The organism is Gordonibacter massiliensis (ex Traore et al. 2017) (assembly GCF_019731765.1).
Classification (GTDB): Bacteria; Actinomycetota; Coriobacteriia; order Coriobacteriales; family Eggerthellaceae; genus Gordonibacter; species Gordonibacter massiliensis.
Genome location: NZ_JAASIO010000006.1, coordinates 51,807 through 67,444 on the forward strand (window position 1 = coordinate 51,807; position 15,638 = coordinate 67,444).

The following is a 15,638-nucleotide window of genomic DNA, read 5'->3' on the forward strand; positions in this document are numbered from 1 at the left end:
GGGGCGCTCGCGCCCTACTCGGCGGCGCGCCCCCCGTCCACCAGGTTGATGATCTCCTGTTGGGAATGCGCGTCCAACTTCGCGTAGATGTGCTTCACGTGCGTCTTCACCGTGTTCGGCGAGATGACGAGCTCCTGGGCTATGAAAGGCGCGCTGCGGCCGCGGGCGAGCATCTTCAGTATCTCGGTCTCGCGGCCGGTGAGCCCGCCCTTGCACGCCAGCGCGTCGCAGTTGCGCTCGATGGCCGCGGTCGGCCCCTCCCGGCCCTCCGGCGCCTCCGGCGCGGCCGCCGCCTCGATTGCGGCCGCCGCAGCCGTGGCCGGCACGTCGCCCGCACCGGCCACGGCGTCCTCGAAGCTGAAGCGCCGCAACCCCACGAGAGCGTAGGCCACGAGGGCGAACGCGAACCCCACGGCCACCACGTCGGGCACGAGTGGGTTCACCGCGGAAAGCGAGCTCGCGCACGCGCCCACCACCAGCCCGCCCAGCATGCCGCCCGCCACAGAGAGCCGTCCTCCCAGCAAAAGCGAGAGGGCCTGCGAAGGCCGTCGCGCGCCGCACGAGGCCAGCACGATCCACACCAGCATGGCGAAGCACTCCGAGCCCGCCGCCAGAAGCGTGTTCGACACGTGCACGAGGGCCACCCGCTCGCCGCTGGCCGTCTGGGCCACGAACGGCACCACCAGAAGGCCGGCCAGCACGAGCAGCAAGCCGAAGTGGAACACGACGTCCGTGCGGCTTTTCGCGAACCGCGACGCCGCGATCACGCCCAACATCGCGGCGGCCACCGCCACGTAGCTCACCCCGGCGCTCTCGCGCGAGCCGTACACGACGAAGGCGGTGTAGCCGCACACCAGCCCCATGGCGAACATGACCGCGATCAGCACCGAGGCGCGCGGCCGGGAAACGCGCGGGCGATCGTCGCCGCGCTCGTCATCGGCTGCGCGCTGCCGCGCGAAGAACGAGAACGCCGCGCGGCCGGGCTTCCATACGCACGCGAGCGCCACGAGGTACGCGACGACGTAGAGCGCGAGCAGCGCCAAGCGGGCCGGGCGGACGGATCCCAGCAACGGAACCAAGACGGAGGACGCGATGTAGACGGCGGCGAACGCCGCCAACACCGGCGTTAAGCCCTTGGAGGGCTCGAGGCGCGCGAGCGCCGAACCTGCGAGGACGACGGCCCACGCCGTGCCCAGCGACGCCAGCAGCCACCCCGCGAGCGAGGCCGGCGTCGACTCGGCCGCATACCCCAAGCCGACCAGGCAGGAGCCTGCGGCGAACGAGCCCAGGCCGATCCACGACGCCAAAGGGCGGTCCAAGACGGCGGGGCTCCTCCTCGCGAGCGCGAACAGGACGGCATACGCCGCCACGGCGGCCAGCGCGGCGGCGAAGCCCGCGTACGAGGGGTACGATCCCGTCGAGGGGACCACGAACAGGTTGAGCGCAAGCGCGCCCAGCACGAGCGCCGCCAACGCGATGCAACATCGCAGCGGAAACCCGCCGAACGCCCTCGCCATCGCGCCGCCCCTTTCGCTCCTTGCCGCCGCGTCCGCCGGGTGCCCCGGCAACGCACGACAGCCATTATAGGCAAAGCGAGCCCGCCGCAGCTGGCGCATCCGATAAGAACATCGCCTTTCCCGCGCGCAGGCCGCCCCCCTACGCGTAGCCGTACGGCTTCCGCAGGCCCACCAGGAAAGCCGTCGTCAGCGCGAGGGCGCAGACCTCCGCCACGATGATGGCGCTCCACACGCCGTCGATGCCCCAGGCCAAGGGCAGCAGCATGACGGTGGACGTCTCGAACACGAGCGTGCGCATGAACGAGATGAGCGCCGACACCTTGCCGTTGTTGAGCGCGGTGAAGAACGCCGAGCCGTAGATGTTGAACCCGCACACCAGAAACGACACCGCGTAGATGCGGAACCCGTGCAGCGTCATGGCGGCGAGCTCGGGGTCGTAGCCCACGAACACGCCCACGAGCGGCCCGGCAAGCAGCTGGGAGGCCGCGAGCATGGCCGCGCCCGTGCCGCCCACCAACAGCATGCTCTTCTTGAACAGGCCTTTGAGCTCGGGCTGGTTCTTCGCGCCGTAATGGAAGCTCACCACCGGCCCCGTTCCCATGGAGAAGCCGAAGAACACGGCCGTGAAGATGAAGTTCACGTACATGATCACGCCATACGCCGCCACGCCGTCCGCACCGGCCAGCATCATGAGCTGGTAGTTGTACAGCATGCTCACCACCGAAGCCGCCACCTCGGTCATGAGCTCGGAGGAGCCGTTCACGCAGGCGGCCCCCAGCGCGCGGAAGTCCGCGAGGGGGCGCGTGAAGCGCAGGCGGCTCGTCTTGCTGCGCGCGAAGAACGCGGCGGCCGCCACGGCCGCGAGCGCCTGACCCGCCGCGGTGGCCACTGCGGCACCGGCGATGCCCCAGCCCATCACCGCGATGAACAGGTAGTCCAGCACGATGTTCGTCACGCCCGCCGCCACCGTCACCACGAGGCCCATCTGCGGCTTCTCGGCCGCGATGAAGAAGCTCAGGAACACGTTCTGCACGATGAACAGCGGCAGGGCCACCACGAGGATGCGCCCGTACAGAAGGCCCTGATCCATGAGCGAGCCCTGCGCGCCCAGCACGGCGAGCAGCGGCTCCAGCACGGCCACGCCCACCACGGCCAGAAGCACGCCCGCCGCCACGGCCGCGAGCGAGATGAAGCTGAACAGGCGGTTCGCCCGCACGGCGTCGCCCTCGCCCATCGTCTTGGCCACGAGGGCCGCGCCGCCCGTGCCCAGCATGAAGCCCACCGAGCCCAGGCCCATGGCCAGCGGGAACACCAGGTTCACGGCCGCGAGCGCCTCCTTGCCCGCGAAGTTCGACACGAACAGGCCGTCCACCACGCTGTAGATGGACGTGAATATCATCATGGCGATGGAGGGCAGCGCGAAGCGCACGAGCCTTCCGTAGGAGAAGTGGTCCGAAAGCTTGATGGCCACGTCGATCACCACCCTTCCGGATACGGAAGCGCTTCCGCCTTCGCGCGCAGGTGCTCCAGATAGGCGCGGGTGAGCCGCAAGAGCTCCTCGCATTCCTCGGGCGACAGCGCGGCGAACGCGGCCTCCTCGGCATCCACCACCGGGCGGATGCACGCCTCCACCAGCTTGCGACCCGTTTCGGTGAGGTGGAGGTGAGTGCCGCGCCCGCGCTCGACGCGCAGTTCCACGGCACCCACGCGCTCCAGCTTGTGCACCGACGTGTTCACCGTCTGCTTCGTCATGCCCGAGGCCGCGCACACGTCTTTCTGCAGGCAGCCGTCGCCCAAGCCGTCCAAGGCGTACAGGATGTCGAAGGCGCTGTCGGACAGGCCCATCTTCATGGCGATATGGTGGTACAGCTCGTTGCTGCTCCTATACAGGCTGCCGTACTCGCGGTTGGCGCGAACGATACGTGCGTCCATGGCGGCGCGTCCTCCGTTGCTCGATTCTTAAGTCCGATTTCGTACCTGTGGTATTTAAGTCCGAAACCGGACACACGTCAAGCGCGTCCATGAAGCATCCACGAACGCATTTGCATTGCTGCGGATACGTCCATGGCGGTGACCGCCCCTTCCGAGGCGCGCGACCCGCGGCAAGCGCTTTCGATGCGCCACGCAGCCGGCGAAAAGCACGGAAATCACCGGTGTGAAGCGTTATCCGGTTCCCAAGATCGCAATCCGCACGTCGAAATCGGCCTGTCTCTTCGAAGGACTTTCACGACCTGGGATTATGCGATCGGCAAATCAGCCTGCTTTACCGAATCGGCGCGCGCAAGCTTCACAGCGGTGAATTTCGTGACTTCAAGCCTTCTCTCGCTGCATGAAGGAGCACGCGGGGCCATCCGCCTGCATCGAACACCAAATCGAAGCCGTGAGAGGCGGCATGTGAACGCCATCATATCGAGCCGAGACCGACCGACCAGCACGCACACGTCTTCCGCTCGGCGCGAAACGGCGTGTTCGGCGCGCGGCGGAACCGAGTCGGCGAAGACGAGCTCGGGGCCGTCGCAATGCCTTATGCCTGACGGGCCTCCGCGCGGGCGAAGAACGCGGCCGCGTTGTCGAAGAACGCCTTGTCGGCGACCGTGCGCCCGAACTGGCGCGCGAGCAGCGCGTGCAGGCCTCCCACCTGGTCGCAGGGATCGAGCCAGCTGGGCACATCGCAGCCGTCGTAGTCGCTGCCGAGCGCGAGCACGTCCTCGTCCGCCGTCTCCAGCACGTGGTCCACGTGCCGCAGCACGTCGTCGGGCGTGGGATCGGCGTGCGCGTCGCTCAAGAAGTCCCGGCAGAAGTTCAGGCCGACGATGCCGCCCCGATCGGCCAGCTCGCGCAGCTGCCAGTCGGCCAAATTGCGCGGGTGCTCGCACACGGCGCGCGCGTTGGAGTGGGAGGCTGCGAACGGCCGCGCGGCGGCGTCGCACGCGTCCTTGAAACCCGCGACGTTGAGATGCGACACGTCCACCACGATGCCGCGGCGCTCCAGCTCGCGCACGCAAGCGCGGCCGAACGCCGTCAGGCCCTCCTCCGTGTCGTTGCCGCTGCCGAGCGCGTTCGGGCCGTTCCACGTGAGCGTGACCATGCGCACGCCCGCCTCGGCGAGCGCGTCGAGGCGGGCTTCGGCCGCACCGTCGTCTTCGAGGAACGACGCGCCCTCCACCGTGAGCAGCCCCGACGTCCTGCCCGCGGCATGAGCCGCATCGACGTCGGCCATGCGCCGCACCGACGCGAGGCGGTCGACACACTGCTCGAGCTCGCGCTCCCATACCGCGCGCACGCGCTCGAACAGCCCCCAAGCCGCATCGCCGCGCACTTCGTCGGGAACGAACGCCGCGAAGCACTGGCACCAATCGTACGCCGCCGTGCGCGCGAGCGAGATATGCGCGTCGTTGTCCGCAAGCGTGTCCAAGCGGCCGGCCGGCGGGTTCGCGTCGTGCTCCGCGAACCCGCCGGGCACCGACGCGTCCCCGTGGAACGCCAGCCGGTCGAGCGTGTCGCAGTGCAGGTCGAACACCCGCAAGCGCGTAGGCGACCCGCCGCTCGCCGCAACGCCCGTATCCTGCGCGAGCGCGCCCGCGTCCCGTAGGCGGGCCGTCTCCTCGGCAGCCGCGTCCTCCAACGTCACGAACAGCCCCATGGCAGCGTCCTTTCTCGAATCCGGCATTCCCCAGTATATCCAAACGCTCGGCCTCGGCAGGCGCGCGTGGTAAACTCGTATCTTCGAAGCGGCAAAGAGGACGCACCGGAAAGCTAGGATAGGAGAAGGCTTTGACCCGCATGCCCGTACCGGACATCGTCATCGGCGCGGCGGACCAGGGGTTCGCCGACCGCTACCAAGACGCGTCGCGCGCCGTGATCGTCAACGCCGACGGAACGCTCACGATGATCACCACGCCCCAGTACGGCGAGTTCGGCTTTCCCGGCGGGCGCAAGAACCCCGGCGAAAGCGACGTCGAGACGCTCGTGCGCGAGGTTCTGGAGGAAACCGGCTTCCTCATAGCCGAGGAATCGATCGAAAGGCTGTGCACAGTCGAGGTCGTGCGGCAGCACGAGAGGTTCGGAGCGGTCAACCTGCACCAGATGAACAGCTTCTTCGTGTGCGAGGCCCGCAAGGCGGCAGGCCAGCACCTGGACGCTCGCGAGGCGGCTCACGGGATCGATGTGGCGACCGTGTCCATCGACCAGGCGGTACGCCGCAACGAGCGCGTGCTCGAAAGCGGGTACCGCTTCTGGGTCGACCGCGACCTGCACGTTCTGCGCGCGCTGCAAGGGCTTCGACCCGACGAGCTGTTTCCCGCGCGGACGTGAAGAGGCCGGCGCCGAACGCGCGCCCCGCCTTTGAGCCCGCCCTAGCCGTCCGCGCGCGGCCCGCGCTCCAATTCCGCCAGCACCTCGTCGAGGAGAAGCACCCGCGCGTAACGGCCGTTCCAGATGCGGTCCTCGAAGTAGGCCGTCAGCGCGCCGCCTTCGGCGAAGTCGGAGTCGAACGTCGTCACGGATCCCTTCGGCACCGTAACCTCGTAGCCTAGCTCGAAGGCCACCTTCACCGACACGTCGAAGCAGAACTCCGTCTGCATGCCGCACATGACGAGGGAACGCGCCCCGATGCGCTGCAGGTAGTCGTGCAGCTGCGTTTGGCGAAACGCGCTGTTGAAGCGCTTTTCGAACACGCGCTCGCCCTCGAGGGGAGCCAGTTCGGCGCAGATCTCCCAACCGGGCGTTCCCGCCTCCAGCTCGTCGCCGGCCCCGCCGTCGTGGCGCACGTACAGCACGGGCACGCCGGCCGCCCGGCAGGCGTGGACAAGCTTGCCGATGGAGTCGACCACTTCCCCCTCGTTGCAGGGATGACGACCGACCAGCGCGGTCTGCATGTCGATGACGATCAGCGCGTCGAAACCCATGTTCGCACCTTCCTCTTACGATCGGGTGGCAACCGGCGCCGACGCAGGCGTCGAACCCGGCGGCCGCGAGCTTTCGCGACAGCTCAGTATACCCGCAAGTCCCCTCCGTCAGCGCGCGGACGGCCGCGGGCAAAAAGCTGCGTCGCAGAACCGGCGCGAACGTGGCGACGTTTTCCGCCCGCAAGCCAGGCTCCTTAAGATGCCGCGATCACCGAAAACGCCGGAGGAAACCGAAAGCTGCGACCGAGATCGCGCAGAAGCCCCTCCGCGCGTAAGGAAGCAGGCGCGACAGCCAGGAGTCCACCTTGGGCCGAAGCGTCGCGCGCGGATCCCTCTACCGCTGGGACAGCTGGCGCAGACCCTCGCCGGCCACGCGGTACACGGTCCAGCCGTCCATGGGCTCGGCGCCCATGGCCAGGTAGAAGTCGATGCTCGGCTGGTTCCAATCGAGGCACGACCACTCCAACCTGCCGCAACCGCGCTCGTTCGCAATGCGGGCCAGTTCCTTCAGCAGCGCCTTGCCCAAGCCGCGGCTGCGGAACTCCGGCTTCACGAACAGGTCCTCCAAGTAGATGCCCGCCTTGCCCAAAAACGTCGAGAAGTTGTGGAAGAACAGGGCGAACCCCGCCGCGACCCCATCGGCCAGGACGAACAGCACCTCCGCCTTGCCCTTGTCGAAGATCCACTCTTCCAACAGCTCCTCGGTCGCCGTGACCTCGTCGGACAGGTGCTCGTACTCCGCGAGCCCCTTGATGAACCCCAAGATGAGCGCTTCGTCGCCGCGCTCCGCGTACCTGAACGTCGTTTCCATATCCAAACCGCCTTCCCTCGAACGTCCCTCGTCGCCGCCGTCGCGCCCCTACTGCCAGCTCTGCAGCTCGACGACGTTGCCTTCGCAGTCGGTCGCGTACACGAACACGGCGCGCCGGCCGTCCTCGTACTCCGCACGCACGACCTCTCCCAGCTGCCCGCCGCCCTCGCTCTTCATGAGCGCGAGCGTCTGCTCCACATCGTCCACTTCGAACGCCAGGTGTCCGAAGCCGCAGCGGTTCGCCCGCGGGTCGCCGGCCGCCTCCATCTCGTCGTAAGAGAAAACCTCGAACGTGGGATGGTCGGCGCCGTAACCGGGGAGCAGCAGGTGCTCGCCCACGAGATGCGCTCCGGGAATGCCCGTCATGTGGTCGAGCCACTCTCCGCGCAGGTCGCGCTCCTCCCCGATGCTCTTGCAGCCGAGCGCCTTCTTGTAAAAGGCGACCAGCCGCTGCGGGTCGCGTGCGATGACGTTCGTGTGCACGTACTTGATCATGCCGCCCCTCCTCGTCCGTCTTGTATCTTCGTCGAAGCCGCAGCGCCGTCCACCGCGGCGGCACCGCTCTCCTCCTTGGGCGGCTTCTCGCCGGTGACCAGGAATATCATGGCTATCATGAGCACGAAGCCCGCCCAGTCGGCGCCCGAGAACGCCGTGCCCAGCCACAGCGCGGAGAACAGCGTGGCGCTCACCGGCTCGATGGCTCCCAAGAGGCTCCCCTTCACCGAGCCCACGATGGACACGCCGTGCAGGTACAGCGCGAACGCCGCGAACGTGCCCACGACGATGATGAGGCCGAACACGAGGAACCCCGCCGCGTCGAGCGTCGGCAGCGCGAGCGACTGGCCGCCCACGAGCCCGCCCGCCAGCCACACTAGCGCGGCCGCCACGCCGCCCACGAACATGCCGACGCCCGTGACCGCGAAGCTGCCCCACTCGGCGAAGAGCCTCTTGGGGTACATGATGTAAAACGCCACCGACAGCCCGTTCGCAATGCCCCACACCAGCCCCGGCAGCGGCAACGACAGCGCCGACGGGTCGCCCTGCGTGGCGATGAGCCACGTGGCGAACATGGCCGCCACCAGTCCGACGAACTCCTTCGCCCGCGGCAGCGTGCGCCCGATGACGCAGGTGAACAGCATGACGAACGCGATGCCCGTGCATTGCAGCACCGTGGCCGTGCCCGCGTTCGTGTAGTCGATGACGATGGCGTAGGTGATCTGGCACAGGTACAGGCCCACCGCGCCGAACACCGCGAGCCGCCCCGCCGTGCGCCTATCGCGCAGCATGGCGGCGAGCCGCTCGCGCTGCCGCACCGCGAGCACGACGAGGAACAGCAGGCCCGCGCCCAGCATGCGCACGGCCGTGACGAACGGCGGCGTGATGTCGTAATTCGACAGTAGGAACTGCGCGCACGCCCCCGAGAACCCCCACAGCCCCGCGCCCACGAGCGCGCACACGATCCCCCGCCAGAACCGCTGCTTGAAGAAGCGCGCGCCGGCGCGCACGCCCGCGCCGGGCGACCCGTCGCCTTGAACCGAACGCACGCTCATGCCAGCTCCTTCAGGAACGCGAACACGGGCGCGAGCAGGTTGTCGCCCTCGTCCAGCTTGAAGTGGCGCAGCGGCAGCTGCAGCTTGCGCTTGTCGGCCAGGTAGCGGCCGCCCGAGCGGCGCAGGCCCGTCATCTTGTCACGCGGCACGTCGATGGGCTCCACCACCAAACGCCCGCCCGTCACCGACACCGTCTTGATGTGGTGCTCGTTCGCGAACGCCTTGATACGCGCCCGCTCCAGCAGGTTCTTCGCGGCCTGCGGCATGTCGGGGCGCTTGCCCGCCAGATCGGCCGCCACGTCCTCCACAGCCTGTTCCGTCGCGGCCGACGCGATCTTGCGGTACCACAGCACGCGCTCGTCGGCGTCGGGCACGTAATCCTCGGGCAGGTAGGTGTGGCCCGGCACGTTCACCGTGATGTCCGAGAGCGCGGGAGGCAGCTGGTCCATGGCCTTGAGGTCGCCCTCGCGCGTGGCGCTGACCGCCTGGGAGAGCATCTGCGCGAACAGGTCGAAACCCACGGCCGACATGTTGCCCGACTGCTCGGCGCCCATGAGGCTGCCCGCGCCGCGAATCTCCAGGTCGCGCATGGCGATGCGCATGCCGCTGCCCAGATCGGTGTGCTCGTCGAGCGCGGTGAGGCGCGCCTGCGCCTCCTCGGTCAGGCTCACGTGTTCGGGGAACATGAAGTAGGCGTAGGCCTGCGTGGACGAGCGGCCCACGCGGCCCTTCAGCTGGTACATCTGCGCCAGGCCGTAGCGCTGGGAGTCCTCGATGATGAGCGTGTTCGTGTGCGGGTTGTCGATGCCGCTCTCGATGATGGTGGTTGCCACCAGCACGTCCAGCTCGCCGGCGGAGAAGTCCTCCATCACGCGCTCGAGCTCCTCCTTCGACATCTGGCCGTGCGCCACGCCCACGCGCGCCTCGCCGGCGGCCGCCGCCACGCGGCCCACGGCCTCCTCCATGGTGCGCACGCGGTTGGACACGTAGTACACCTGCCCGCCGCGCGCGAGCTCGCGCCGGATGGCGGCGCTCACCAGGTCGGGGTCCCACTCGCCCACGTGCACCTCCACGGGGCGGCGCTCGTCGGGCGGCGTGAGGATGAGGCTCATGTCGCGCACGCCCGACAGCGACATCTGCATGGTGCGCGGGATGGGCGTGGCCGACAGCGTGAGCACGTCAATGGACTCGCGCAGGTTCTTCAGCTGCTCCTTGTGGCCCACGCCGAAACGCTGCTCCTCGTCGATGATGACGAGCCCCAGATCGTGCGGGTTCACGTCGCGCGACAGCAGCCGGTGCGTGCCCACGAGGATGTCCACGTCGCCTTCTTGGAAGCCTTTGAGCGCCTCGGCCTGCTGCGCGGGCGTGCGGAAACGCGAGAGCACCTCCACGCGCACGCCGAAGGGCTCGCAGCGCTCCTTGAAGTTGGTGTAGTGCTGCTGCGCGAGGATGGTGGTGGGGCACAGCACCATGACCTGCTTGGAGTCCTGCGTGGCCTTGAACGCGGCGCGGATGGCCACCTCGGTCTTGCCGAAGCCCACGTCGCCGCACACGAGCCGGTCCATGGGCTTGGCGGACTGCATGTCGGCCTTCACGTCGGCGATGGCGGAGAGCTGGTCGGGCGTCTCCTGGTAGGGGAACGCCTCCTCCATCTCGCGCTGGGCCGCCGTGTCGGGCCCGAAGCGGTAGCCCTGCACCGTGGCGCGGCGCGTGTACACGTCCACGAGGTCGAACGCGAGCTTCTTCGTGGCCGCACGTGCCTTCTTCATGGCGCGCGACCAGTCGGCCGTGTTCAGGCGCGTGAGGCGCGGGGAAGCGCCCTCCGGCCCCACGTAGCGCGTCACGCGGTCGAGCTGCTCCACCGGCACGTACAGCTTGTCGCCCTCAGCGTACTCCAGCAGCAGGTAGTCGCGCGCCGTGCCGTCCACGTCGCGTCGCACGAGCTCCTTGAAGTGCGCCACGCCGTGGGCCGCGTGCACCACGTAGTCGCCCGGCTTGTAGGGGAACGTGATCTCGGTGATGTCGATGTGGCGGCTCGGACGAGCCGTGGAGGCGCCCTGCGTGTCCGACACGCTCACCAGCGCCAGCTTCGCCTTCGGGATGATCATGCCGAGCGGGATGTCCACGTCCACCACGTTCACCACGCCGCGGCGCAGGCGGCGCTTGGCGAAGGGCTTGTCATCCTGAGTGCCACACCCTCTGTCATCCTGAGCGGAGGCGGCTAAGCCGCCGGAGTCGAAGGATCCCGCGCGGGCCGCAAGGCCAGAGGCGTCGCCGACAGGGACGCCGTCAGTTGACGCCGCACGGGATCCTTCGACTCCGGCCTGCGGCCTCCGCTCAGGATGACAAGGGGAGGCGGCCTTCGAGCTCCACTCAGGATGACATTCCTCCCCCACATCCAAAGATTCTTGGATCGGCAGCCCCTGGTCCACGAACGCCAGCTTCATGTCCTGGCGGGCGCGGAAGTTCGGCACGCTGAACACCACCGTGTAGTCGCCGTCCACGAGCGAGCGCAAGCGTCCGTACAGCTTGTCGGGGTGCCCCGCCACCTCCACGCGCTTCACGGGCAGCTCGTCGTCGATGTGCCCGCCCACGCGCATGATGGACACGTAGGTGGCGCGCTGGCCGTCGCCGAAGCTCACGTCGCCGGGCTCGGCGTACAAGCCTTGCAGCGCGAGGCCCGTTCCCTTCGCCCGCCCCGCGATGTCGTCGTGGGCGTGCGCCATGTCGTCGAACAGCGAGCGCGGCTCCACGAGCGCGGTGAGCGCGCCGGGGCGCACGTAGTCGCCGAGCGTCGACGTGGTGTTGTACAGGTAGGGCAAGAGCACGTCCGCGCCGTCGAAGCGCAGGCCGCCGTCCAGCTTCTCCAGCACGTCGCGCAGGGCGGCGTTCGTGGCGGCGGGACGCTCGAGCTTCTGGCGCGCGCGGGCGAGGGCGCTCTTCGTGGCCGCGAACTCCACGACGGGGTACACGTCGGCGCTGGGCAGCGCGGCGATGGTCTGCCCCGTGGTGGGCACGATGCGGCGGATCTCGTCCAGCTCGTCTCCGAAAAAGTCCAGGCGCACGGGATACACCAGGTTGCCGGGGAACACGTCGATGGTGCCGCCGCGCACGGCGAACGTGCCGGGGCCGTCCAGCTCGCCGGTGTTGAGGTAGCCTCGCTCCTCGAGGGCGCGCGCCACGTCGCCGAACTCGGCCACGCCCGCCGCCTTGGCCCCCTCCATGTCGGCGAGCTCGCGGCCGGCCTCGAACGTGAGCGGCAGGTGCACGTTCGACCCCGCTGGCGGCAGCATGCGCACGAGCGCCCGTGCGCTGGCCACCACCACGCATTCGCGCCCCGACGCCAGCGCGTGCACGGCCTCCATGCGGCGCGCCACCTGCGCCGGGTCGCTCGGCTTGGGGGCGAAGGGGTAGTCGGTGCGCTCGGGGAAGCGCATGACGCGCTCGTCGCCCAGATACGCCGCCACCTGCCGCGCGAACGCCACGGCCGCGTCCTCGCCCGCCACCACCGCAAGCGTCGTCTGCGGCTTGCGCGCGAACCGCGCCGCCACCAGGAAGGGCCGCGCCGAGGACGCCACGCCCAGCGTGCCGTCCTCGCCCGCGTCCAGCTTGCCCCAGAATGCGTCGAGGCAGCCCGATTTCTCCAGCGTGAAGGTGAGCGAGTCTATGAGCATGGCGGTGTCCTCTTCCGTACGCGAACAGCACGAAAAGCCGCGAAATGCGGCTTCATGCAGGGTTTCTGCTCCCCGTTCGCGCACGGACGCGAACGGCGCCGTCGATTCTACCACCCGAGCGCGCCTCGCACGACATGCGATGACGCCCCGTGGAGGAGAAACCACAGGCGCGCCGGCGGGATGCGGCCGCGGTCGCATCCCGCCGGCGGGTTTCAGGAGCCGATGATCATCTCACCAAGGAGTTCTGCACGAAAATCACCGATGTCCCCCTTCGAGACCGCCCCATCCCTCCGACTTGAATGGCACACCTCCTCGTCAGCTGGGAAAACGCACGTGCTTGAATGCAGAAACAGCATCGCGAAGCGCGCGTACTTGAATGCAGAAGCAGCACCGCGAAGCGCGCGTACGAGTTTTCAGAGGGGGGCATTGGTGATTTTCGTGCAATCCGGTCCCGATCCGCTGTTAAACCGCCGTTGGCATTACGCAAGCCAGCGCGTTGTCATCCTGAGCACGCAAAACGGGCGCAGGGAGGCCTCGCGAAACGGGGACGAAGTATCCCGCGCGGGCCGCAAGGCCAGAGGCGTCGCCGACAGGGACGCCATCAGCTGCCGCCGCGCGGGATCCTTCGGCTCCGGCGGCTCGCGCCGCTCATCGCTTCGCGATGCCTCCCTGCACCCGCTCCGCGTGCTCGGGAGTGCAACAGTCCACTGGACTGTTGCATGCTCAGGATGGCAACCTGGCCTGGTGCATGTCGATGCTGGTTTAACGGCGGAGGGCGCTGCCAGGCTGCGCCCCGAGCGTCGGGCGCGCCTTCCCGTTGATTGCGCACCCGGGCTGCGCTTGATGGCCGCAGCGCCAGATGCCGGAACGCGCGCTCGATACGCATCGCCTCAGGCACCGTGCCAAGCTCGCCGGCGGCAAACCTCCTCCTATAACAAACCTCCTCCGGCAAGAAACTATACATCTTTGGCATATCCGTCTATTTCTTCCGACACGCTGTTTGGTTTATGCTCGCCCTGCAAGCGCACCCGCGAACAAGGAGGCCCGCCGTGGACGCACCAGCCGCGCCGATGATCGAATTCAAGGACGTTGTGCAGAGCTTCGGCCGCAAGACGCCCCTCGCCGACGAGCGGCGCGTCGTGCTCGACCACGTGGACCTCGCGGTGCCGCGCGGGAGCATCCTGTGCCTTCTGGGGCCGTCGGGCTGCGGCAAGACCACCATGGTGAACCTGGTCATGGGCGTGACCGTGCCCGTGTCCGGCGAGGTGCGCGTCATGGGCGAGCTCGCGCCCTACCCTGCGGCGCGCCCGCGCATCGGCTTCATGCCGCAGGACGAGGCGCTCTACGACGACGTCACCGCCGAGGAGAACCTGCGCTTCTTCGGCACCATGAACGGCCTGGCGGGCGGCGCGCTCAAGCGGCGCATCGACGAGATGCTCGTCTTCTCGCGCTTGGAGCAGGACCGCCGCAAGCTGGTGGGCGCGTTCTCCGGCGGCATGAAGCGGCGTCTGTCGCTGGCCGTGGCCATGCTGCACGAGCCCGACCTGCTGGTGCTGGACGAGCCCACCGTGGGCCTGGACCCCGACCACCGCCGCCGCATCTGGGAGAGGTTCGACCAGCTGGCCGCAGGCGGCGCCACCCTGCTCGTCACCACGCACGTCATGGACGAGGCCGCCCGCTGCGACTCCATCGCCATGCTGCACGGCGGCCGCGTCATCGCCACCGGCTCCCCCGCCGCCATCATGGAGCGCACGAAAACGGACAACCTCGAGGACGCCTTCCTCGCCCTGGAGGACGACGCGGAGGGAAAGGAGGCGCGCCATGCGTAGGACGCTCGCGGTATCGAGGCGCATCCTGTCCCAGTTCGCGCACGACAAGCGCACGCTGGCGCTTCTGTTCGTGGCGCCCATCGTGGTGCTGTGGCTGCTCTCCGTGCTGCTGGGCGCCGACGCCTACGGGCCGCGCCTGGCCACGGTGAACCTGCCGGCCGACTTCCAAATCGCCCTCGAGCAGCAGGACGCGCGCGTGAGCGACGTGTCCGAGCAGGAGGCGGAGGATCTGCTGCGCAACAACGAGGTGGCCGCCGTGCTGCGCATGGCCGACGATTCCACGCTGGAGGTATGGGCCGAGGGCAGCGACTCCACCAAGACGCAGGCGGCCGTGGCCGTGGTGTCCGCCGCGCTGAACGACCTGCAAAAGGACGCCTCCGAGCGCATGGAGGCCGACATAGCCGACAAGAAGGCCGAGATCGAGCAGGCGCAAGAGGACGCGAAGGCCGCCCAGGAGGAGATGAAGGCGTCCATCGAGCAGATCATGCTCGCGCTGCCCGACGCTACGAAGGCGAGCCTCCCCTCGTCGCTGCAGGACGCCCTGGACGCCTCGTCCGACGGCGCCCTGTCCGTCGACGACCTCTCCATCGACCCGGCATCCTACCTGCCCGTGCAGGACGTGGAGGTGGAGTACCTCCACGGCAACGAGGACTGGAAGATGTTCGACTTCTACGGCCCGGTGTTCATCGCCATCTTCCTGTTCGCGTTCACGTTCATCACGAGCGGCATGTCGCTGGTGAACGAGCGCAGCGCCGGCACCATGACGCGTTTTTTGGCCACGCCCATCAAGCCGGCGGAGATACTGGGCGGCTACGCCATCGGCTTCGGCGCGCTCTCGCTCGTGCAGACGGCCGTCATCCTCGTGGTGGCGCTCGGATTCATCGGCTTTCCCAACGAGGGGAACCTGGCGCTCGTGGTGTTCGCCGCCGTGTCCATGGCCATCGCCTCGGTGACGCTGGGCCTGCTGGTGTCGGGTCTGGCCTCCACGGCGTTCCAGGTGATCCAGCTCATGCTGCTGTTCGTGGTGCCGCAGATCCTGCTCTCGGGCCTGTTCGACCTGTCGGGCGCCCCCGGCTGGCTGCAGGCGCTCGGCCAGTGCTTCCCCGTCACCTACGGCGTGGACGCCCTGCGCGCCGTCATGCTGCGCGGCGCGGGGCTGGCAGACGTGGGCTTCGACCTGGCCATGGTGTGGGGCTTCATCGTGCTGTTCTTCGTGCTGGCCGCCCTCGGCTTCCGCAAGAAGCACGCGAAGCCCATGCGGGGGTGAGGCGCGTTCTTTCCGTTTCGGCGAAAGAGGCCGCGGTTTGGATAAACCGCGGCCTCTCCTTTGCATGGGCTTTTGAACGAAGG

The 15,638-nt window shown here is 68.6% G+C and carries 12 protein-coding genes; 3 read left to right on the forward strand and 9 right to left on the reverse strand.

All coding sequences use genetic code 11. The annotated features are described in order from the left end of the window. Positions 1 to 14 precede the first annotated feature (14 nt). The 4 genes from HCH03_RS08440 to HCH03_RS08455 form a co-directional block, all read right to left on the reverse strand. Positions 15 to 1,517 (reverse strand): helix-turn-helix domain-containing protein, encoded by a 1,503-nt coding sequence (locus tag HCH03_RS08440; protein ID WP_221689145.1) that lies wholly within the window; start codon positions 1,515 to 1,517, stop codon positions 15 to 17. 139 nt (positions 1,518 to 1,656) lie between these two features. Further along, on the reverse strand, positions 1,657 to 2,988 hold the full coding sequence (locus HCH03_RS08445; RefSeq protein WP_368042437.1) for an MATE family efflux transporter: 1,332 nt from the start codon (positions 2,986 to 2,988) through the stop codon (positions 1,657 to 1,659). Between the two features lie 5 nt (positions 2,989 to 2,993). After that, positions 2,994 to 3,449 (reverse strand): MarR family winged helix-turn-helix transcriptional regulator, encoded by a 456-nt coding sequence (locus tag HCH03_RS08450; protein WP_221689147.1) that lies wholly within the window; start codon positions 3,447 to 3,449, stop codon positions 2,994 to 2,996. Positions 3,450 to 4,041: 592 nt separating this feature from the next. Then, positions 4,042 to 5,160, reverse strand: coding sequence for a dipeptidase (locus HCH03_RS08455; protein WP_221689148.1), 1,119 nt, complete (start codon positions 5,158 to 5,160; stop codon positions 4,042 to 4,044). 140 nt (positions 5,161 to 5,300) lie between these two features. Here HCH03_RS08455 and HCH03_RS08460 point away from each other — a divergent pair, with 140 nt between their 5' ends. After that, the gene (locus HCH03_RS08460; protein ID WP_221689149.1) at positions 5,301 to 5,831 is read left to right on the forward strand and encodes an NUDIX hydrolase; all 531 of its coding nucleotides are present in this window, start codon (positions 5,301 to 5,303) and stop codon (positions 5,829 to 5,831) included. A gap of 41 nt (positions 5,832 to 5,872) precedes the next feature. Here the strand turns inward: HCH03_RS08460 and HCH03_RS08465 are convergent, their stop codons facing one another. From HCH03_RS08465 to mfd, 5 genes are all read right to left on the reverse strand, one after another. Beyond that, complete coding sequence (locus HCH03_RS08465) at positions 5,873 to 6,424, reverse strand: cysteine hydrolase family protein (RefSeq protein ID WP_221689150.1); 552 nt, start codon at positions 6,422 to 6,424, stop codon at positions 5,873 to 5,875. Between the two features lie 334 nt (positions 6,425 to 6,758). Next, positions 6,759 to 7,235, reverse strand: a complete 477-nt coding sequence (locus HCH03_RS08470; protein ID WP_221689151.1) for a GNAT family N-acetyltransferase — start codon at positions 7,233 to 7,235, stop codon at positions 6,759 to 6,761. 48 nt (positions 7,236 to 7,283) lie between these two features. Beyond that, a complete protein-coding gene (locus tag HCH03_RS08475; RefSeq protein WP_221689152.1) occupies positions 7,284 to 7,730 on the reverse strand; it encodes a VOC family protein in 447 nt (148 codons plus the stop codon). Beyond that, a complete protein-coding gene (locus HCH03_RS08480; RefSeq protein WP_221689153.1) occupies positions 7,727 to 8,785 on the reverse strand; it encodes a DMT family transporter in 1,059 nt (352 codons plus the stop codon). The genes HCH03_RS08475 and HCH03_RS08480 overlap by 4 nt, the downstream gene beginning before the upstream one ends. Beyond that, positions 8,782 to 12,459: a transcription-repair coupling factor gene (gene mfd / locus HCH03_RS08485; RefSeq protein ID WP_221689154.1), complete on the reverse strand. Its 3,678-nt coding sequence runs from the start codon at positions 12,457 to 12,459 to the stop codon at positions 8,782 to 8,784. Before mfd ends, HCH03_RS08480 begins: the two co-directional genes overlap by 4 nt. Before the next feature lie 1,049 nt (positions 12,460 to 13,508). Here mfd and HCH03_RS08490 point away from each other — a divergent pair. Beyond that, a complete protein-coding gene (locus HCH03_RS08490) occupies positions 13,509 to 14,288 on the forward strand; it encodes an ABC transporter ATP-binding protein (RefSeq protein ID WP_368042438.1) in 780 nt (259 codons plus the stop codon). Continuing rightward, a complete protein-coding gene (locus HCH03_RS08495; protein ID WP_221689155.1) occupies positions 14,281 to 15,555 on the forward strand; it encodes an ABC transporter permease in 1,275 nt (424 codons plus the stop codon). The genes HCH03_RS08490 and HCH03_RS08495 overlap by 8 nt, the downstream gene beginning before the upstream one ends. Positions 15,556 to 15,638: the final 83 nt, after the last annotated feature.

Bases quoted from the DNA above. Each gene is read 5' to 3' on its own strand.
- HCH03_RS08440 (WP_221689145.1), bottom strand. From the start codon at position 1,517: ATGGCGAGGGCGTTCGGCGGGTTTCCGCTGCGATGTTGCATCGCGTTG.
- HCH03_RS08450 (WP_221689147.1), bottom strand. From the start codon at position 3,449: ATGGACGCACGTATCGTTCGCGCCAACCGCGAGTACGGCAGCCTGTAT.
- HCH03_RS08455 (WP_221689148.1), bottom strand. From the start codon at position 5,160: ATGGGGCTGTTCGTGACGTTGGAGGACGCGGCTGCCGAGGAGACGGCC.
- HCH03_RS08460 (WP_221689149.1), top strand. From the start codon at position 5,301: ATGCCCGTACCGGACATCGTCATCGGCGCGGCGGACCAGGGGTTCGCC.
- HCH03_RS08465 (WP_221689150.1), bottom strand. From the start codon at position 6,424: ATGGGTTTCGACGCGCTGATCGTCATCGACATGCAGACCGCGCTGGTC.
- HCH03_RS08470 (WP_221689151.1), bottom strand. From the start codon at position 7,235: ATGGAAACGACGTTCAGGTACGCGGAGCGCGGCGACGAAGCGCTCATC.
- HCH03_RS08475 (WP_221689152.1), bottom strand. From the start codon at position 7,730: ATGATCAAGTACGTGCACACGAACGTCATCGCACGCGACCCGCAGCGG.
- HCH03_RS08480 (WP_221689153.1), bottom strand. From the start codon at position 8,785: ATGAGCGTGCGTTCGGTTCAAGGCGACGGGTCGCCCGGCGCGGGCGTG.
- mfd (WP_221689154.1), bottom strand. From the start codon at position 12,459: ATGCTCATAGACTCGCTCACCTTCACGCTGGAGAAATCGGGCTGCCTC.
- HCH03_RS08495 (WP_221689155.1), top strand. From the start codon at position 14,281: ATGCGTAGGACGCTCGCGGTATCGAGGCGCATCCTGTCCCAGTTCGCG.